Genomic DNA, 18,204 nt, shown 5'->3' with positions numbered 1-18,204 from the left:
AAGAAAAATGCTTGGGATAGACGGAAAATCGCCTTTCTGCCCGATGCTTAAGGCTGTTTTCTTACAAAGACTTTAAAAAAGCCATCGTATCTACGCCATCTGCATAATCGGTTAAGCCAGGAAACTGAGCTTGTCCGAAAGGTATTTGCCCATGACCGACCACACATTGAATATCCTGATCGTTACTGAGTTGATTTTCTAATTGCTTTTTATCAGTGTAATAACGGTAATGCACCTGACTCACAGGAGAGAATGGAGAATTGTTTTCGGTCAGAATAATGGAATCATTGTTCATGTAATATTTGTTTCCCATGATCAATAGTGCCAGATGGTAATCGTAATTGTGTTTGTATTTGTGATAATCTATCAGGTACGCATATTTTCTAAGTTGATCGAGTAAGGGAACAAAATCATAACCTTCCGGTACATATAACTGAGTGATATTTCTGCAACCCAATCCAAAATACAATTGGATATCATCTGTTAGCAGATCCAGTTCTTCTTTGGTTTCAGTGCCATCTAAAATAGCTACCGAAGTTCTGTTTCTGCGAATGATATTGGGGTACTTACCAAAATAATAGTCGAAATAGCGACCAGAATTATTCGAACCGGTTGCGATATAAGCATCACATCCTTTGAGTTGTTCTGCGAAGGAAACCTGATTCTGAATGGTATTTTCCCATTCATACAGTTTTTTGATCAGGTGTTTGATGAGAAACTCATCTTTCGAAGAGGTTTTGATGGTCATGGAATGACCTGAAACAAAGACCGACAAAAAATCATGGAAGCCTACCAATGGGATATTTCCAGCCATGACGATGCCAACATTTCTTACCTGTGAGGGTTGATCTTGAATATCATATTGATTGGCCCATTTCAGCAGTAGTTCAGGTTGGAGGAATCGAGTAGCGATTTGGGTTACAGCTTTTTCAATGAATTCAGGAATGAACCAGGCGTTTTCCCGATAGGCACGGGCTTGAATCGCTGTCCACTCTTCGTCTTTGTTCAACATATATTCCCCTAATCGGGCCAGTAACTGAATTCGTTCTTGTAAAATCATTTGTCAACCGTATTTTTGGAACAGCAAATGTAAAATCACTAACCCAACAAACCATTTTTAATATGGCGATCAAAATAACTGAAGAGTGTATCAACTGTGGAGCCTGTGAGCCCGAATGTCCAAACAATGCGATCTATGAAGGCGGTGTTGAGTGGGCCATTTCCGATGGCACCACGATCAAAGGATCTTTTACCCTTATGGATGGTACAGTGGTAGACGCAGACCAGCGTTTCGAGCCCATCAGTGTTGATACTTACTACATTACACCTAATAAGTGTACCGAATGTCAGGGGTTTCATGAAGAACCCCAGTGTGCAGCTGTTTGTCCGGTAGACTGTTGTGTACCTGATGAAATGTATCAGGAAACAGTGGAAGAGTTGTTGGCGAAGAAAGACAAAATGCACATCTAATGCACAAATGCATGTGCTAAACTTTTCGCTGAAATGCTTGCAAATACTGCAAAAAGTCAATAGTTTAGAGTTATCAATTATTGTTGTACTTAACACTACGACAACTAGTAACGGCGGGTGATATTTCCCGTCAACGTGAGGTGAAGAGACGGGTAGTTTCTTCACCTTTTTTTATGTAAGATATCAGATCACAGATGTCAGATTTATTTTTCATATCTGCGATCTGACATCTTACATCCCACTTCCTATCTTTGTCTCACAACCAAGTCAATATGAAGAAAAAACTGGCCTTAGTTACAGGTGGATTGAGTGGCGAAGCACAGATCAGCTATAAGAGCGCTATAACGGTAGGAAATAATTTAGATAGAACACTTTTTGATGTTTATAAGATCGATATCAATCCGGAAGGATGGTGGTATGAAAATGCGAAAGGTGAAAAGTCAAAAGTAAACAGAGATGATTTCTCAGTAACCGAGCAGGGGCAAGTGATTCATTTTGATGTGGTCTTGCTTTGTATTCATGGTACACCGGGTGAAGATGGCAAATTGCAAGGGTATTTTGACATGTTGAAATTACCTTACACCAGCTGTGATGCAGCAACTTCTGCGCTCACATTCAATAAAAGATATACAGTGGCGGTAGCTGCTTTTGGAGGTGTTCATGTTGCAAAATCTATGCACTTGTTCAAACATACACCGGTTGCTCCATCACACATACTTAATGAACTACAGTTACCCGTATTTGTGAAACCCAATAATGGTGGTAGCAGCATTGGGATGAGTAAAGTAAATAAGCCGGATGAATTGGCTGCTGCATTGGAAAAAGCATTCAAGGAAGATGATCAGATACTAGTGGAAGAATTTATTAGTGGAAGAGAGTTTACCATTGGTGTTTTTAAATCGAATGGTAATATTCAAGTGTTACCGATCACCGAGATAGAAACCAATAATGAATTCTTTGATTTTGAAGCAAAATACCAAGGCAAGAGTGTTGAGACAACACCTGCAAAGATCGATGATGAAATGAAAGTACAATTGGAAACTGCAGCTAAACGTGTTTATGAAGTACTGAATTGCAGAGGAGTTGTGCGGATCGATTTTATTTACAATACTACGCTGCGTCAACCTTATATGTTGGAAGTAAATACGGTGCCAGGACAAAGTGAAGCCAGTGTCATTCCACAGCAAGTAAGGGCTATGGGGATGTCTTTAACAGATTTTTATTCAGCTGTAGTAGCAGAAGCACTTCGTTAAATTTTAAAAAATACCGGTATATAAAGAATGGCTACTGTATGGAATCAGTATCTTGTTTCATCAAGCCAATTTATTAAGCTTAACAACACATGAAGGAATTCATTCAGAAAATAACAGCCAAGCCCTTATGGGTGAATATCCTCGCCGGATTGGGTATTGTTTTGATACTGATCATTTTATTTTTCTCATTATTGGGTTGGATCACCAACTATGGTAAGGTTACAACAGTGCCTTCCGTAACCGGACAGGAAGTAACCGCTGCTATACAAGTTTTAGAACAAGCAGGCTTTGAAGTGGAGATCCAGGATTCTGTTTATGTAGATAGTCTTCCCAAACTAGCGGTAGTTCGTCAAACACCGGAAGCTGATGCGGCAGTAAAATCGGGTCGTACCATTTATTTAACAGTGAATCGCCAGGTATCTCCTCAGGTAGAAATGCCAAGCCTGATCGGTTACTCCATAAAAAGTGCTGAATTGTATCTGCAAAGTCTGCAATTGAAAATGGGAACCATTACGTATAAGCCTGATATCGCACGTAATTCGGTCTTAGAACAATTATACAATGGTGTACCCATTAAAGCAGGTGATAAGGTTCCTTTAGGAGCAACCATCAGTTTTGTTTTAGGTAGCGGATTAGGTGGTATAGAAATGGATGTTCCCAATCTCATTGGTATGACATTAGGTGAAGCGAGGTCCTATCTATCAACACTCAGTATCAATCCTGGAGCAATAGTTGGAGTAGGTGCGATCAAGGATTCAGCTACAGCATTTGTGGTAAGACAAACACCGGAATATTTATCTGAACTTTTGGATCAATCGGGTAATCGTGTGCCCAATAAGATTCGTCAAGGACAAGTCATGGATCTTTATATCAGCAGTGTAGCCCCGATCAGAGATACCGGAAGAATTATTCCACCAGACCAACACTAATCAATTCATTTTATGATGCAAACCATTACAGTACAAGAACTCAAGTCTAAAATAGACAGTGGTGAATCTCTACATCTTGTGGATGTACGTGAACCTCATGAACACGCTGAATTCAATATCGGCGGTATTTTGTTGCCATTAGGTAAAGTGCAAACCATGCAGGTTGATGAAATTGAAGATTTGAAAGACGAAACCGTATATGTTTATTGCAGAAGCGGTAACAGAAGTGGGCAAGCCTGCCTGATCCTTGGTACCATGGGTTTTACCAATGTGATCAATGTTACCGGTGGTATGTTGGCCTGGCAAGAAGTAAATAAATAATACATCAAAAAAAGAAGAATGTCGAATGATGAAGTATCGTGTTATTCATCATTCGACATTCTTTTATGCATTATGTTTCCATTGATCAGAGTCTGATGTTCAATGCGATCATAAAGTTCCTTCCAGCCATAGGGTAGAAGCCATTATCTGTATACTGAACACCTCCACTCACATAAGTATAACTGTAGCCATTTGGCTCATAGAGTGTATTGAATACGTTGTTGATCTGTCCGATCACTTGTAACGATTTAAAAGCCTTATTGGAGAAATTATAGATGACACGCAGGTCTTGTGTACTAAATCCATCCAATAAACTTCTGTCGAGGCCACTATTATCCATGTATTGTTTGCCTACATATTTACCAAGTAGACCAACTTCCCATTGTTTAGCGGGGAAAAAGAGTAATTGGGTTCCTCCAACCACTGCAGGTGAAAAAGCGATATCGGTATTTTGTCTTTGAACAGCGTTTTGTCCGTTCGTATCGTAGTTGTCGAAGTATTCAGTAAACGCTTTTATTTTATTTCTACTCAATGCAAGGTTACCACCTGCTGTGATCCAGGTAGCAGGTTTCCAGGTGGCTTGTAGTTCAATACCCAGTCTGTAACTCTTCGGAACATTAAAACGGGTGTATGCACCAACATCATTGATTTGACCGGTCAAGACCAATTGATTGATGTAGTTCATATAATAGATATTCGCTCCGAATTGTAGGTTACTTTTTTTATAATCGAATCCAAGCTCAAGATCTTGCAGCTTTTCAGATGTAGGTTGATTGGTAGCGCCCGCTTCGAAATCATCTCGGTTGGGTTCTTTTTGTCCGATCGCATAACTGATATATGCTTGCAAATTATTCTTCCGATAAGTGAAACCCAATTTTGGATTGAAGAAATTGAAATTCCTGTCCACCAGAAGTGCTGGATTACCCTGGAAACCATTCATGCGATGTGCTACATTTCTATATTGAACATCCACGAATCCAAAAAAATTACCGCCAAGATTTTGTTGCCATTTTGCAAAGAGATTCACATCTTTTTTGATTGCAGGATGCATGTAATATCGATATCCGGCTGGTACGGTTCCTCTTTGTAACCAGGGAATCGTTCCATAGTGGTCTCCGGTGTACGTACTCCATCCACCTCCGAATGTTAACTCATTACCGGATTTACGGTATTGAAGAGAAGCATTTTGTCCATAGAAATAATTATTCAACCAGCGTTGGCGAACCAGATCGGTGGTGGTGATGGTCGGCCCCGCATTTGGCAATCCATAGTCTGCAAATGCTTCATCACTTTTATATTCTTCATAGTATCCATAACCTCTGGTCAGGAATGCAGCAGTTTGTAAAGACCAATCGTTATTGAAAGCATGATTGAAGAATAACTGATAGTGTGTTTGCGTATAGTTGTCTGTTTGATTATCGTAAGGAGTGCCTGATTTTTCCATACCTGCCGGATTGAAGGTGCGGTTGCTCTCCAGGGTCGCTTTATCAATGCCATACCAGGCCTGGTAAGTTTTTTCTTTACCGGAGAATACGTTGAAGCGTAGAGAGGATTTTTGATTCAACCAGGCTCCGCTGATATAAAAAGAGCGAAGGTCGCTTGATGCACGATCTACATAACCATCACTTTGAATAGAACTGACGCGGGCATCTAAAGTGAAGTGTTTATTGATCAATCCTGTTCCGGCACGTAAGGTGTGTTTGCGGGTATTGAAAGAGCCAAAACTATTGTTCAATTCTGTGTATGCTTTTTCATTGAATTCGTTGGTAGATAAATTGATGGTGGCGCCAAAGGCAGCAGCACCATTGGATGAAGTTCCGACACCACGTTGAATTTGTACACTATTCACTGATGAACTAAAGTCGGGAAGGTTCACAAAAAATGCACCCATACTTTCTGCATCATTATAGGGAATACCGTTTAAGGTGATGTTGATCCTTGTTGCATCAGTTCCGCGAATGCGAATACCTGTGTATCCCACACCGTTTCCGGCATCCGCATTTACTACTACTGATGGGGTCTGATTCAATAAAAAGGGAATGTCTTGTCCCAGATTGCTTTTTACAATCTCTTCTTTAGCCAGATTGGTCTTGGCAAAGGGCGCTTTATCCGTTGCACGGATCGATCTGACTTCCAGCGGTTGTAGGAAAAGTGATCCAGGTTCCAGTTCAATCGTCAGGTCTTTTTCAGTAGCGCTTTTACTGATCAAAATATCCTGCTCACGATAACCCAGACTTCGAATCTTGAGTGAAGCCGATCCGGTGCCGGTCCATTTCAGGTTGAATTGACCATTGTCATCGGTCACTACTTGCAGATTGTTGAGTTGTACGACAACTCCGCTAATCGGTTGTTTAGTACTGCGGTCTGTTATTTTGCCGCGTAGAGGGTGATTGTTTTGCCCGAATACGAGCAGTGTTAGGAATGTCAGTGACATTGTTCCCAAAAACTTTTTCATTTGAAATGATTTAAAAAGTTAATAATGGGAACAGGGAAACAGCTAATGGAGAGGTACGACCAAAAATGTACGCCTTCCCTTCGCAGGAATTACCCTGTTCAGGTTCAACGGGTATTATCTCAGCCTTCCCGATTAGATCGGGAGAAGCACCCCGAGGAATGATCTGCCGCAAAACTATGAAATAGCTAAATTGCTCCCAACTGTAACTTTGTTTTACATGATTCGTTACACTCAAAACACTCGTATGAAACGATTTATACTTTTTATCATGTTGGTATCAACCGCCATGGTAGGATTGTCACAGGTAGAAAAGAACCTGGTATATGATGGAAATGCTGAAGTGAGAAATCATCAGGGCTTTACTGCGATCGAAGTTTCCAGCGCCATTGATCTGTATATTTCACAGGGATCAGAAGAAGCGGTAGCTGTGAGTGCCAATGATGATGAAATACTGAAAAGAATCCGTACGGAAATGCGTGGGAGTGTACTACGTATCTATTTCGACGGAAAAGGGTTGAACTGGCGTAAGTGGAATAATAATAAGATGAAGGCTTATGTTACGTTCAAATCGATCACAGGTATTGAAGCTTCAGGAGCATGTAATGTAAAAGTATCGGGTAAGATCAAATCAGATCAATTGCGTATTCAAATGTCGGGTGCCAGTGATTTTAAAGGCGAAGTAGAAGGAGAGAACTTAAAGCTGGAAGCATCCGGTGCATCCAGAATTCAGGTAACGGGTACTGTTACTAAACTGAATATTGATGCGAATGGAGCCAGTGATGTTCGTTGTTATGATCTGAACAGTGATTATTGTAAGATCGATGCTACAGGTGCTTCTGTTGCAAGGATCAGTGTCAATAAAGAATTAAGTGCCCAAGCGAGTGGTGCCAGCTCTGTATATTATAAGGGTGAAGGATTGATACGAGACATTAATACCAGTGGCGGAGCTTCTATCAAAAGAAGAAGTGGTGATTAAACCAATAATTATTTGGTAGGGAAACTGCCAGCCCGTACCTTTGCAACCCAAACATCGCGAGGTAGAGCAGCGGTAGCTCGTCGGGCTCATAACCCGAAGGTCGGAGGTTCGATCCCTTCCCTCGCAACAGAAAGAAAGGCCTCAAAAGGAGGTCTTTTTAGTTATGTTTACAGTCTATATTTTGTATTCGGAGTCCTATGATAAAATCTACATAGGATATACCGGAAACTTAGAAGAAAGGCTTAAATCACATAACGAGCTTGGTAAGAAAGGTTGGACAAGATTGTATCGACCATGGAAATTGATTCATTTTGAAGATTTTGAGACCAAGCAAGAAGCTCTTTGTAGAGAGAAGGCACTAAAGTCAGGAAAAGGAAGAGAATGGATCAGAAATACATTTTCTCTTTAACTGCTCTTAGGGCTCATATCCGCCTGAGGCGGACGGAGGTTCGATCCCTTCCCTCGCAACAATCAAACTTGAAAGCCTCAATTTGAGGCTTTTATTTTTTAAGTCAGCATGACTTTTTTTCGGCTGGAGGATACTCCGGATACTGAATGTTAGAAGACCTAGTAACCGATCAAGACAGGTTACAAACGCGTTTATCTCCATTTCTATATCCCTCTCCTCAGAAAACTTTCGGAAATTAGTCAAGGCATCATTTGAAAACAACCTTATGAAATCAGGTTTCGTTAACATATTTGGTCGTCCCAACGCGGGTAAAAGCACTTTGCTGAATGCCTTGGTGGGAGAGAAAATGGCCATTGTATCCCCAAGGGTACAAACCACGCGGCATCGTATCAAGGCTTTTTTGAACAAGCCGGGTGAGTATCAGATCATTTTTTCCGATACCCCGGGAATCATTGATCCTAAGTATAAGCTTCATCAGCGCATGATGGACTCCGTAAAAGGAGCTTTGGAAGATGCGGATCTGGCTTTATTGATGGTGGATGCTAATGATGATTTTCAGGAATGCGATGCAATTTTTTCCTCTCTGCGTCTAAAAGTACCTGCATTATTGGTCCTGAATAAGATCGATACGGCCGCAAATGGTAAGATCGCAGAGGCAGAGGCTTTCTTCGGTACCAAGCCCTATTGCAAGCAATTGATCAAAATATCCGCGCTTCAAAAGATCCATCTACAAAAACTGCTGGATGTCATTCTGGCATTATTACCTGAAGGGGTTCCTTTTTATAGTGAAGAAGACCTAAGTGATCTGCCTACCAAGTTTTTTGTAGGGGAAATGATCCGCGAGAAGATCTATGAGTTATTTGGTGATGAGATACCCTATCATACCGCAGTCATGGTAAATGAATTCAAGGAAAAGGAAACCCTTGTCAAAATTCAGGCGGATATCATTGTGCAAAGAGAGAGTCAGAAAGCGATCATTATTGGCGATAAAGGCAAGATGATCAGGGAGGTAGGAACATTGGCCAGAAAAGATATTGAAGCCTTTATTGGCCGTAAAGTCTTTCTTGAACTTTTTATTAAAGTGAGACCGAAATGGAGAGACAATGAAATGCAATTAAATGAATATGGATATCAATAAAATGATTATCAATTAATTAAGAGATTTAAATAAATTAAAAATATGGATTATACAGTTGCAATTGTTGGAAGACCGAACGTCGGTAAGAGTACATTCTTTAATCGTTTATTAGAAAAAAGAAAAGCCATTGTGGATGATATCAGTGGGGTTACACGTGACCGTCAGTATGGTATCGCTGACTGGAATGGTAAAGTGTTCAACCTGATCGATACTGGTGGATTTGTGCCCAACACAGAAGATATTTTCGAAAAGGAGATCCGTAAGCAGGTGAAAATCGCCATTGATGAGGCCAATGCCATCATCTTCATGGTAGATGTCGCAACCGGCATCACTGACCTGGATGAGGCAATGGCAGATATGCTCAGACGTACCACCAAGCCGGTTTATGTAGTCGTAAACAAGGTCGATAATGGAACACGAGAGCTGGAAGCTACTGAATTTTATAGTTTAGGTTTCGCTCATAACTTCTTCATTAGCAGTATTTCCGGTAGTGGAACAGGAGAGTTGATGGATGCCATTGCAGCTGGGATATCTGATGCAGACTCAGCGGAGGTATTGGAGGAAGATCAGCTTCCAAAGTTTGCGATCATCGGGCAACCCAACGTGGGGAAATCGTCATTGCTGAACGCATTGATCGGTGAGGAGAGAACGATCGTGAGTGATATCGCTGGTACAACCAGGGATACCATTCATACGCACTATAAGTTATTCCAAAAGGAATTTATTCTGATTGATACCGCCGGTATCCGAAAGAAAAGTAAAGAAAAGGATGATCTAGAGTTTTATTCGATCATCAGGGCCATAAAAGCGATGGATGAGGCAGATGTCTGTTTATTGGTATTGGATGCTGATAAAGGAATCACTGCCCAGGATGTCACCATTTTTAGCTTGGCCACACGAAAAGGAAAAGGTGTGGTAGTATTAGTAAATAAGTGGGATCTCATTGAAAAAGAGACAAATACGGCACGTGATTACGAAAAAACTTTAAAGTCGAAGATCGCTCCGTTTACCGATGTACCGGTGTTGTTTATCTCTGTGAAAGATAAAACCCGCATCTTCAAAGCCATCGAAATGGCCCTTGAAGTGTACGATAATAAGAAACGTAAGATCCCAACCTCACAACTCAACGATGTGATGTTGAAAGCGGTGCAGGCATACCATGCTCCTGTAGTTAGGGGTAATACAGTAAAAATTAAATATGTGACACAATTACCGACCGTGGTACCATCTTTTGCCTTTTTCACGAACTATCCGGATGATATTAAGATGCCTTATCGCAATTATTTGGAGAATCAACTCCGCTCAAACTTTAATTTTAAAGGAGTGCCGGTCAGAATTTTCTTCAGAAAAAAGTAAAAAAGTCTGTTAAAAGTTTGTAAAAGAGAAAACGACCTTTATCTTTGCGCCCAAACAAAATAACTCAAAAAACAAGTACAATGAAAAAAGTATTCGCAATTTTGGCTGTTGCAGGTTTCATGGCTGCATGTAATTCAGGTGAAAACAAAGAAGCTACAACTGATTCAGCTGCAACTGAAACTGTAGCTCCAGCAACAACTGATTCTTCTGCTGCAACTACAGATTCTTCTGCTGCTGCAACAACTGATTCTTCAGCTGCTGCTCCTGCTGCTCACTAGTAGTATTTGTTTTTAGACAATATTACTTCTTGCAAGAAGCTTCCCGACAAAATCGGGATTTAAAAAGTCTCCCGCCGATGGTGGGAGATTTTTTTTGCGCCACTTTGTACCGGTCACACTCATTTATCCTTCATGGCATCAATATTGACTTATTTTTGCCGACTAAGCTTGCATGAATCTAAGTGGGTTTATGTGACATTATGACTTAAGACTGATTCATTTATTATGTTGAAAGAGAAACTTTTTTTTAGATCAGAAGACGATACGGATTTTATGCCCATCATTCCCATCAATGAAACAGATGGTGAATTCGATAAGGATACCATTATTCCTGAAACCCTTCCAATTTTACCCTTGCGCAATACCGTTCTTTTTCCGGGTGTGGTATTACCCATTACGGTCGGACGTGATAAAAGCATTAAGGCAGTGAATGAAGCCTACAAATCAGATAAGCTGGTAGGCGTTGTGGCACAAAAAGATGCCAATATCGAGGATCCGGAACCCAAAGACCTTTGCGCCATTGGTACCATCGCCAAGATCATCAAGCTCATCAAAATGCCTGATGGCGGTACAACCATCATCATTCAGGGTAAGAAACGATTTGAATTGCTCAAAATGGATTCAGAAGATCCTTATTTCAGAGCATCTATTCGTATGCTCGCAGATGATGAGGTACCTTCTCATGAAGATTTTGATGCCATCGTTAGCAGTATCAAAGACCTGGCAACACAGATCATTCAATTATCGCCCAATTTGCCAACAGAGGCATCGATCATCCTTAAGAATATTGAAAACCCTTCCTTCCTCATCAACTTTGTTAGCAGTAACCTGAATAGTGAGCTGGCAGAGAAACAAGGTTTACTGGAAATCAATGATATCCATCAGCGGGCTGAGAAGCTGATCCAGATACTTCAGCGCGAACTTCAGTTTGCCGAGTTGAAAGATAAAGTGACCAATAAAACAAGAACTGAGATCGATAAACAGCAAAGAGATTATTTCCTTCAACAGCAACTGAAAAGCATCAAAGAAGAGTTGGGGGGTGATACCAATGAACGTGAGATCGCTGAAATGAAGAAAAAAGCAGAAGGTAAAAAATGGCCTGATGCTGCTAAAAACCTGTTCAAATCAGGCATTGAGAAATTAGAGCGTATGCATCCCAGTACACCAGATTATTCTGTGGTGTACAATCACCTCGATCTGATGCTTGATCTCCCATGGAATGAACATACCGATGACAACTACGATCTGAAAAATGCACAGAAAGTACTTGACATCGATCATTATGGCATGACCAAGATCAAAAGCCGTATCCTGGAATACCTCGCCGTGCTGAAGTTGAAAGGTGACATGAAGAGCCCGATACTTTGTTTCCTAGGCCCTCCTGGTATCGGTAAAACTTCTTTAGGACGTTCTATTGCTCATGCGATCGGTAGAAAATATGTTCGTTTGAGCTTGGGTGGTATGCATGATGAGAGTGAGATCCGCGGTCACAGAAAAACATATATCGGCGCCATGCCTGGCAGGATCTTACAGAATATCCGCAAGTGCAAATCATCTAATCCGGTAATGATACTGGATGAAATTGATAAGATCGGGAATGATTTCAGGGGTGATCCATCCTCTGCTTTATTGGAAGTACTGGATCCGGAACAGAATAATACATTCTATGATAATTACCTGGAGCTGGAATATGATCTGAGTAAAGTATTGTTTATTGCCACCGCCAATAATCTTCAAAATATTCAGCCGGCCCTGCGCGACCGTCTGGAGATCATTGACCTCAGCGGATATGCGGTTGAAGAAAAAGTAGAGATCGCCAAACGTCACCTGCTTCCTAAACAAAAAGAAGCACATGGATTGTCCAAAGTGAATATCAAGATCAATGACAAAGTATTGGAAAAAGTCATTGAAAATTATACACGTGAAAGTGGGGTACGTGAACTGGACAGACAGCTTGCAGCATTGATGCGTTATCAGGCGAAAGAACTGGCGATCAAAAACAAGGTAAAATCAACACTCACTTTACAGGACGTTGAGAAAATACTCGGTCAGGCACGATATAGCAATGAGATCTATAAAACCGCCAACATGCCGGGCGTAGCAGTTGGTCTTGCCTGGACTTATGTGGGTGGTGATATCTTATTTATTGAAACCATTCTGGGAGAAGGAAAGGGCGAGCTTAAACTCACGGGTAATTTGGGGAATGTGATGAAAGAAAGTGCCAGCACGGCCTTGAGCTATTTGCAAGCCAATGCTCGGAAATATGGTATCGATCCGGAAGAATTTTCAAAAAAAGCCATTCATATCCATGTGCCGGAAGGGGCCGTTCCAAAAGATGGTCCGAGCGCCGGAATTACCATGCTTACCTCTTTGGCTTCAGCTTTTACCGGACGGAAAGTAAAGCCATATTTGGCCATGACCGGTGAAATCACACTTCGCGGACAGGTGTTACCGGTAGGAGGTATCAAAGAAAAAGTACTGGCAGCTAAACGATCAGGTCTGAAAGAGATCATCCTTTGCTGGCAGAATGAAAAAGATGTAAAAGAGATCGAAGGAGATTATATCAAAGGGGTAGAATTTCATTACGTGAAGACGATGCAGCAGGTAGTAGATATTGCACTCGTATGACATTAAAATTAGGGGCTGTCTGAACTTTTCATTGGCGGTCTTGTTATTTAGACATCAACATTTTCTTCATGTTGGTTGTTTTAAGGGTTAAGATCCCCCATCTCCATGGGGGATTTCTATTTTAAAGACTACCCCAAAGCCGCATTAATTTCTACCATAACCGTACATATTTGTAGATTTGAAAACAGTGGTGTACAGGATATTTCTTTTATTGACCTTATCAGTTTGTTTGATCTCCGCAGGTGCCCAAACCTTAGGAGGTAATGCTGTATTTGGTTTTCTTAAACAAGCCAATACCGCACAACTAACGGCATTGGGCGGTATCAACATCACTACTAGCGGGAAAGATGTCGGGATGAGTTTTCATAACCCCGCTTTATTACGAAAGGAGATGAATCGTCAAGTCAATACTTCTTTCAATGCATTTATCGCCGGTATCAGTAATTACAGTATCAGTGCCGGGTATCATTTAACAGAGGCTAAGACCAATATTGGATTCGGTATCAATTACCTGAACTATGGCAGCATCGATCAAACCGATGCATCCGGTAATATCATTGGGCGATTCAATCCACGCGATTATGTGATTCAGGTGATGGCATCGAGAAGCCATAAAGAAAAATGGTGGTATGGAACTACGATCAAGTTTATTCATTCCGGTTATGGACTTTTTCGTTCTTCCGGACTAGCGATGGATATCGGATTGAATTATCATGATCCTGAGAAAGGACTACAGGCAGGCATTGCCGTAAAAAATATCGGTACACAATTCAATACTTATGCTGGATCCGGCAGTAAAGAAGAACTGCCTTTTGATCTGCAGGCAGGAGTTACAAAGAAATTGCAAAATGCACCGGTGCAATTTTCATTGACACTGCATGAATTGCATCGGTTCAATAATTTTTATAACGACACACTTTTTAGAGCCGGTGAAGGGGATGATAATTTCAGCAAAAAAAATACCCTGCAAAAAATCTTTAACCATGTTGTGCTGGGAGTACAATTTTTTCCGGATGAAAAAATTGAGATCAGTACCGGATATCATTTTCAACGCAGACAGGAATTGAATGGTTTCAATATCAGCAATGGATTGAATGGATTTTCCGCAGGAGCCGGTGTGATTCTTCCCAAATTACAGATACGCTATGCCACAGGCTTTTATCAACGCCAGATGTTTCATCAGTTCTCTTTGAATTTTAATTTGAAAGGGGAGAACCTGTAAATCTTATTGGTCTGATAATAACGCTTGATAAAGGTCAATGTATTGTCCAACATGGAAACCATCCATCAATGCATGATGAACATGAATGGAGATGGGCATCTGTTTTCTGCCATTCACTTCAGTCATTTTACCAAATGAGATCTTTGGACAAGAATCTTTAAAAGAAAAACTTCTGGCATGAGACAAACTGGTAAAATTGATCCATGGGATCGATGAATAGTGGATCACATTTTCTCCGGAAACAGCAGGGATCAAGCCCTTACTATTTCTTACTTCTTCCATGGTCGTCTTTGCGGCTTCAGCAAAATTTTCAAAGTCAGGATGATAATCCATATACGAGAAACCAAAAGTACCATCCGGTCTGTTAATGGTGGGAGAGGCATTCACCTTATCATACAGATACACGTTGCCATCAGAGATCCTATACCTGAAAGGTTCGATTTGATTGGCCGCTTTCAATGACAAGTGCAGGTAATATAAAAAGAAAGAATATCCACTCGCTTTAGCCTTTGCATAGGCTTCAGTACAATCTATTTGTATCGTAAGACCAAAAAAGGGCTCTTCAAATTGGTTAAAAAAATGAAACTGGTCTTTACGATTCCAGTTTTCTATGTCAAGTAGTGTTTTCATGACTAAAGGAAAGATAAAACTTCTTTAATGGCATTCACTTGCCTAAAATTAGGATGTTTGATATCACCATCCACCGTTTCATGTGCCCAGGTAGTATGATAAGGAATATGAACAGCATGACCATTCAATGCTAACACTGGAATCACATCCGACTTTAATGAATTACCCAACATCATAAATGATTCGGGCGCAATATCCAGATGCTTGATCAGTTTTTGATAATCAGCCTCCTTCTTTTCCGACATGATTTCTATATGATGAAAATAATATGAAAGTCCTGATTTGATCAGCTTTCTTTCCTGGTCCAATAAGTCACCTTTGGTTGCAACAACCAAGCGATATTTTCCTTTAAGTGCTGCTAATACTTCTTCAACGCCTTCCAGTAAAACCATCGGCTTGTCCAATAATTCTTTACCCAATTGGATACATTTTTCGATGATCTCAACGGGAACAGTTTTATTAGATACTTCCAATGCGGTTTCGATCATGCTCAGCATAAATCCTTTCACACCATAACCATACAAGCTGATATTCTTGATCTCAGTATGTAATAATTCACGTGCAACTGAATGATGCGGCAAATAATCTTCTAATAACTCACAGAATCGATCCTCGGTTTCTCTGAAATAGGGTTCATTCACCCACAAAGTATCATCTGCGTCAAAGGCAATAACTTTCAATGAATTCATATAGGTTCTCTTTCAACTATTTTCCACCACCCGGCTTTTTAGGCAGTACGGCTTTTGGTTTTTCTGCCGGTGGGGGCGGTGTATTTCCTTTTGTATCTTTTTTCTCCGGTGTTTTAGGTGTAGCTGGTTTAATGTCTGATTCTGCACCAATATCTTCCAACTTGATATTCTGCGGGATCTCATAATCTTCGGAAGTACCCGTTCCAACATCTTCTCCTTCGCCACCTAATATTGGTGTTGAGTCATTGAGATAATCAATCACAATATCGTTGCTCATCACATCAGGTTTAACAAAAGTTGCACTTTTGTCAATACCACAATTCGGATCTGCAGCAGCTTTTGCAAAGAAGTATGCCCATATCGGCATCGCAGCTCTTCCCCCTTGTCCATTCGCACTTTCTTTATTGAAGTGTATAAAGCGATCATCAGCACCTACCCATGCACCACCCATTAACTGTGGTGTATATCCCATAAACCAACCATCACTGTTTTCATTCGTGGTTCCGGTCTTTCCTGCGTTCTCAACAGCAGGCATGCCATAGCCCCAGATACCCCGTCCTGTACCTACTTGCACTGTTCCCTGCATCATCTTCACCACAGAATAAGCGGTCACTTCGCTGATCACCTCTTTTCTTTTTGGAGTGAATGTGGCCAATACATTTCCGTTTCTGTCTTCTATTCTGGTGATATACATTGGCTTTACATTAAAGCCCCTGCCCGGGAACATGCTGAAGCCCTGCATCATTTCGTACAATGAAATTTCACAGGAACCCAATGCAATAGAAGGATAAGGCTCGATCTTGGTTTTAAAATCACAGCGCTCTAAGAAATCTACCAATCGCTTCGCTCCGTTATTCCCTTCACCATCTAACTGCTTCATGATATAGGCGGATGCACAGTTTCTTGAAAAAGCAAGTGCAGAAGCCATTGGCATAGCGCCACCCTGACAAGATCTGCTGGTAGCAGGTACCAATCCATACTGACCAAAACTTTGTTGTTCATCATAGACGGTTGTATTGGGTGTGAATCCAGCTTCTTCGATTGCCAAACTATACAACAAAGGCTTCATGGTAGAACCTACCTGACGTTTTGTATTGAAGTTAACGTGATCATATTTGAATGACTTGAATCCAATGCCACCAACCCATGCTTTGATCTCGCCAGTTAATGGATCCATCACCATAAAACCTGCTTGTAACATTTGCCTGTGATAACGGATCGAGTCATAAGGTGTCATGGTGGTATCCGTCTCACGACTACTGTTATAAGCAAATACACGCATCGGGGTCTTTTCGAAGAATGTTTTTCTGATCTCTTCCGCACTCATTCCTTCTCTGTCTAAATTTCTCCAGCGATCACTTTGTTTCATGGCTGTTTCCAATACATTCTCATATCCCTTCCAGATACTTCCGTTTCGGATATTGGCTTGTGTATTGAAAAGCTTTTGCATATAGTTCATATGCTTTGCAACCGCTTCTTCAGCATATTGCTGCATTCTGGGATTGATGGTGGTATAGATCTTCAAGCCATCGCGGTACAGATTGTAATTATCGCCGTTGCTTTTTTTATTTTCCTTACACCACTTTTTCATTTCCTCGCCTAAGATCATTCGGAAGTAGGGGCCGAGACCTGCTGTTTCATCCAGTTTTTTATAATTCAGTTCGATAGGCTTTCTTTTCAAAATAGCGGCTTCTGCTTCCGTCAGGTATTCATTCCGAACCATTTGATTGATCACGGTATTTCTTCTGTCCAATGCCAGTTTCGGATTTCTTCTGGGGTTATAGATCGTAGCACCTTTCAACATACCGATCAAAACAGCAGACTCTTCAATGTTCAATCTGTCTGGTTCTTTTTGGAAGAAAGTTTTGGCCGCATTACGTATGCCAAAGACATTGTCTCCAAATGCAACAGTATTCAAATAGATGGTAATGATCTCTTCCTTGGTAAAATTGCGTTCAAGTTTTACCGCGATCACAGACTCTTTTATCTTCTGGATGATGCGAAGAAAAATATTACGCGTACCCCAGTTGTCTGTAAATAGGTTTTTTGCGGTTTGCATGGTAATGGTACTGGCACCTCCTTCTCTTCCTAAAAAGATCAATGCCCTTCCCAATGAACGAGGGTCGATACCGCTGTGATCATAGAAACGTTCATCTTCAGTTGCAACCAAAGCATTCACAACATGCTTGCTGATATCTTTGTATTGTACATTGATACGATCTTCCAGATAGTATTTTCCCATCAGCGTACCATCCTGTGCATACACCTGACTGGCCAATGAGGCAGTTGGATTTTCAATATCATTGATCGAGGGCATTCTTCCTAATAGACCAAAGTTGATCATCAACAAGAAGACCAAACCTCCACCCAGCGTCCAGAAAAAAATGCGCCAGAAAATGCGAACAGATTTTGACATAATCAGCAATAAATGGTTACTAATAACAGGTCGT

Annotated in this window: 16 protein-coding genes, 1 tRNA gene and 1 riboswitch; of the genes, 12 read left to right on the top strand and 5 right to left on the bottom strand. The window is 40.9% G+C overall.

What is annotated here, in order from left to right; translation table 11 throughout:
* Window positions 1–61: 61 nt before the first annotated feature.
* Window positions 62–1,060 (bottom strand): acyl-CoA reductase, encoded by a 999-nt coding sequence (locus ABXG83_RS04955; protein WP_353550379.1) that lies wholly within the window; start codon window positions 1,058–1,060, stop codon window positions 62–64.
* 62 nt (window positions 1,061–1,122) lie between these two features.
* On the opposite strand from ABXG83_RS04955, the gene ABXG83_RS04950 reads away from it, so the two are divergent.
* From ABXG83_RS04950 to ABXG83_RS04935, 4 genes are all read left to right on the top strand, one after another.
* Entirely contained in the window at window positions 1,123–1,470 is a 348-nt protein-coding gene (locus ABXG83_RS04950) for a 4Fe-4S dicluster domain-containing protein (protein ID WP_353550378.1), read from the top strand.
* Window positions 1,471–1,742: 272 nt separating this feature from the next.
* Window positions 1,743–2,723 (top strand): D-alanine--D-alanine ligase, encoded by a 981-nt coding sequence (locus ABXG83_RS04945; RefSeq protein ID WP_353550377.1) that lies wholly within the window; start codon window positions 1,743–1,745, stop codon window positions 2,721–2,723.
* 89 nt (window positions 2,724–2,812) lie between these two features.
* Window positions 2,813–3,652: a PASTA domain-containing protein gene (locus tag ABXG83_RS04940; protein ID WP_353550376.1), complete on the top strand. Its 840-nt coding sequence runs from the start codon at window positions 2,813–2,815 to the stop codon at window positions 3,650–3,652.
* Window positions 3,653–3,664: 12 nt separating this feature from the next.
* Window positions 3,665–3,973, top strand: a complete 309-nt coding sequence (locus ABXG83_RS04935) for a rhodanese-like domain-containing protein (RefSeq protein WP_353550375.1) — start codon at window positions 3,665–3,667, stop codon at window positions 3,971–3,973.
* Window positions 3,974–4,058: 85 nt separating this feature from the next.
* Here ABXG83_RS04935 and ABXG83_RS04930 read toward each other — a convergent pair whose 3' ends face one another.
* Window positions 4,059–6,428 (bottom strand): carboxypeptidase-like regulatory domain-containing protein, encoded by a 2,370-nt coding sequence (locus ABXG83_RS04930; protein ID WP_353550374.1) that lies wholly within the window; start codon window positions 6,426–6,428, stop codon window positions 4,059–4,061.
* Between the two features lie 58 nt (window positions 6,429–6,486).
* A riboswitch (TPP riboswitch) is annotated at window positions 6,487–6,592 on the bottom strand.
* 80 nt (window positions 6,593–6,672) lie between these two features.
* Here ABXG83_RS04930 and ABXG83_RS04925 point away from each other — a divergent pair.
* From ABXG83_RS04925 to porQ, 8 genes are all read left to right on the top strand, one after another.
* Window positions 6,673–7,404: a head GIN domain-containing protein gene (locus ABXG83_RS04925; RefSeq protein WP_353550373.1), complete on the top strand. Its 732-nt coding sequence runs from the start codon at window positions 6,673–6,675 to the stop codon at window positions 7,402–7,404.
* 55 nt (window positions 7,405–7,459) lie between these two features.
* Window positions 7,460–7,531, top strand: a tRNA-Met gene (locus ABXG83_RS04920).
* 36 nt (window positions 7,532–7,567) lie between these two features.
* On the top strand, window positions 7,568–7,813 hold the full coding sequence (locus tag ABXG83_RS04915) for a GIY-YIG nuclease family protein (RefSeq protein ID WP_353550372.1): 246 nt from the start codon (window positions 7,568–7,570) through the stop codon (window positions 7,811–7,813).
* Window positions 7,814–8,078: 265 nt separating this feature from the next.
* The gene (gene era / locus ABXG83_RS04910) at window positions 8,079–8,951 is read left to right on the top strand and encodes a GTPase Era (RefSeq protein ID WP_353550371.1); all 873 of its coding nucleotides are present in this window, start codon (window positions 8,079–8,081) and stop codon (window positions 8,949–8,951) included.
* Between the two features lie 42 nt (window positions 8,952–8,993).
* Window positions 8,994–10,307 carry a ribosome biogenesis GTPase Der gene (der, locus tag ABXG83_RS04905; protein WP_353550370.1) on the top strand — a complete coding sequence of 438 codons (1,314 nt, stop codon included), beginning with the start codon at window positions 8,994–8,996 and terminating at the stop codon, window positions 10,305–10,307.
* An 80-nt stretch (window positions 10,308–10,387) separates the two neighbouring features.
* Window positions 10,388–10,585 (top strand): hypothetical protein, encoded by a 198-nt coding sequence (locus ABXG83_RS04900; RefSeq protein WP_353550369.1) that lies wholly within the window; start codon window positions 10,388–10,390, stop codon window positions 10,583–10,585.
* A gap of 273 nt (window positions 10,586–10,858) precedes the next feature.
* Complete coding sequence (gene lon, locus ABXG83_RS04895) at window positions 10,859–13,213, top strand: endopeptidase La (RefSeq protein WP_353550368.1); 2,355 nt, start codon at window positions 10,859–10,861, stop codon at window positions 13,211–13,213.
* Between the two features lie 187 nt (window positions 13,214–13,400).
* Window positions 13,401–14,435: a type IX secretion system protein PorQ gene (porQ, locus tag ABXG83_RS04890; protein WP_353550757.1), complete on the top strand. Its 1,035-nt coding sequence runs from the start codon at window positions 13,401–13,403 to the stop codon at window positions 14,433–14,435.
* Between the two features lie 3 nt (window positions 14,436–14,438).
* On the opposite strand, the gene ABXG83_RS04885 is transcribed toward porQ, so the two are convergent.
* Genes ABXG83_RS04885 through ABXG83_RS04875 form a run of 3 tightly spaced genes read right to left on the bottom strand, consistent with a single transcriptional unit; the run spans window position 14,439 to window position 18,170 of the window.
* Window positions 14,439–15,065 carry a chloramphenicol acetyltransferase gene (locus ABXG83_RS04885; protein ID WP_353550367.1) on the bottom strand — a complete coding sequence of 209 codons (627 nt, stop codon included), beginning with the start codon at window positions 15,063–15,065 and terminating at the stop codon, window positions 14,439–14,441.
* A 2-nt stretch (window positions 15,066–15,067) separates the two neighbouring features.
* Complete coding sequence (locus ABXG83_RS04880; RefSeq protein ID WP_353550366.1) at window positions 15,068–15,754, bottom strand: HAD family hydrolase; 687 nt, start codon at window positions 15,752–15,754, stop codon at window positions 15,068–15,070.
* A gap of 16 nt (window positions 15,755–15,770) precedes the next feature.
* Window positions 15,771–18,170 (bottom strand): transglycosylase domain-containing protein, encoded by a 2,400-nt coding sequence (locus ABXG83_RS04875; protein WP_353550365.1) that lies wholly within the window; start codon window positions 18,168–18,170, stop codon window positions 15,771–15,773.
* Between the last annotated feature and the right edge of the window lie 34 nt (window positions 18,171–18,204).

Origin of the sequence: Sediminibacterium sp. KACHI17 (assembly GCF_040362915.1) — a bacterium.
Taxonomy (GTDB): Bacteria; Bacteroidota; Bacteroidia; order Chitinophagales; family Chitinophagaceae; genus Sediminibacterium.
Note: the sequence above shows the minus strand (reverse complement) of the source record. Positions and strands in the feature narration are given on the sequence as shown.

What these genes read in the sequence shown, in the direction of transcription:
- ABXG83_RS04955 (WP_353550379.1), bottom strand. Translation starts at nt 1,060, where the DNA reads ATGATTTTACAAGAACGAATTCAGTTACTGGCCCGATTAGGGGAATAT.
- ABXG83_RS04950 (WP_353550378.1), top strand. Translation starts at nt 1,123, where the DNA reads ATGGCGATCAAAATAACTGAAGAGTGTATCAACTGTGGAGCCTGTGAG.
- ABXG83_RS04945 (WP_353550377.1), top strand. Translation starts at nt 1,743, where the DNA reads ATGAAGAAAAAACTGGCCTTAGTTACAGGTGGATTGAGTGGCGAAGCA.
- ABXG83_RS04940 (WP_353550376.1), top strand. Translation starts at nt 2,813, where the DNA reads ATGAAGGAATTCATTCAGAAAATAACAGCCAAGCCCTTATGGGTGAAT.
- ABXG83_RS04935 (WP_353550375.1), top strand. Translation starts at nt 3,665, where the DNA reads ATGATGCAAACCATTACAGTACAAGAACTCAAGTCTAAAATAGACAGT.
- ABXG83_RS04930 (WP_353550374.1), bottom strand. Translation starts at nt 6,428, where the DNA reads ATGAAAAAGTTTTTGGGAACAATGTCACTGACATTCCTAACACTGCTC.
- ABXG83_RS04925 (WP_353550373.1), top strand. Translation starts at nt 6,673, where the DNA reads ATGAAACGATTTATACTTTTTATCATGTTGGTATCAACCGCCATGGTA.
- ABXG83_RS04915 (WP_353550372.1), top strand. Translation starts at nt 7,568, where the DNA reads ATGTTTACAGTCTATATTTTGTATTCGGAGTCCTATGATAAAATCTAC.
- era (WP_353550371.1), top strand. Translation starts at nt 8,079, where the DNA reads ATGAAATCAGGTTTCGTTAACATATTTGGTCGTCCCAACGCGGGTAAA.
- der (WP_353550370.1), top strand. Translation starts at nt 8,994, where the DNA reads ATGGATTATACAGTTGCAATTGTTGGAAGACCGAACGTCGGTAAGAGT.
- ABXG83_RS04900 (WP_353550369.1), top strand. Translation starts at nt 10,388, where the DNA reads ATGAAAAAAGTATTCGCAATTTTGGCTGTTGCAGGTTTCATGGCTGCA.
- lon (WP_353550368.1), top strand. Translation starts at nt 10,859, where the DNA reads ATGCCCATCATTCCCATCAATGAAACAGATGGTGAATTCGATAAGGAT.
- ABXG83_RS04885 (WP_353550367.1), bottom strand. Translation starts at nt 15,065, where the DNA reads ATGAAAACACTACTTGACATAGAAAACTGGAATCGTAAAGACCAGTTT.
- ABXG83_RS04880 (WP_353550366.1), bottom strand. Translation starts at nt 15,754, where the DNA reads ATGAATTCATTGAAAGTTATTGCCTTTGACGCAGATGATACTTTGTGG.
- ABXG83_RS04875 (WP_353550365.1), bottom strand. Translation starts at nt 18,170, where the DNA reads ATGTCAAAATCTGTTCGCATTTTCTGGCGCATTTTTTTCTGGACGCTG.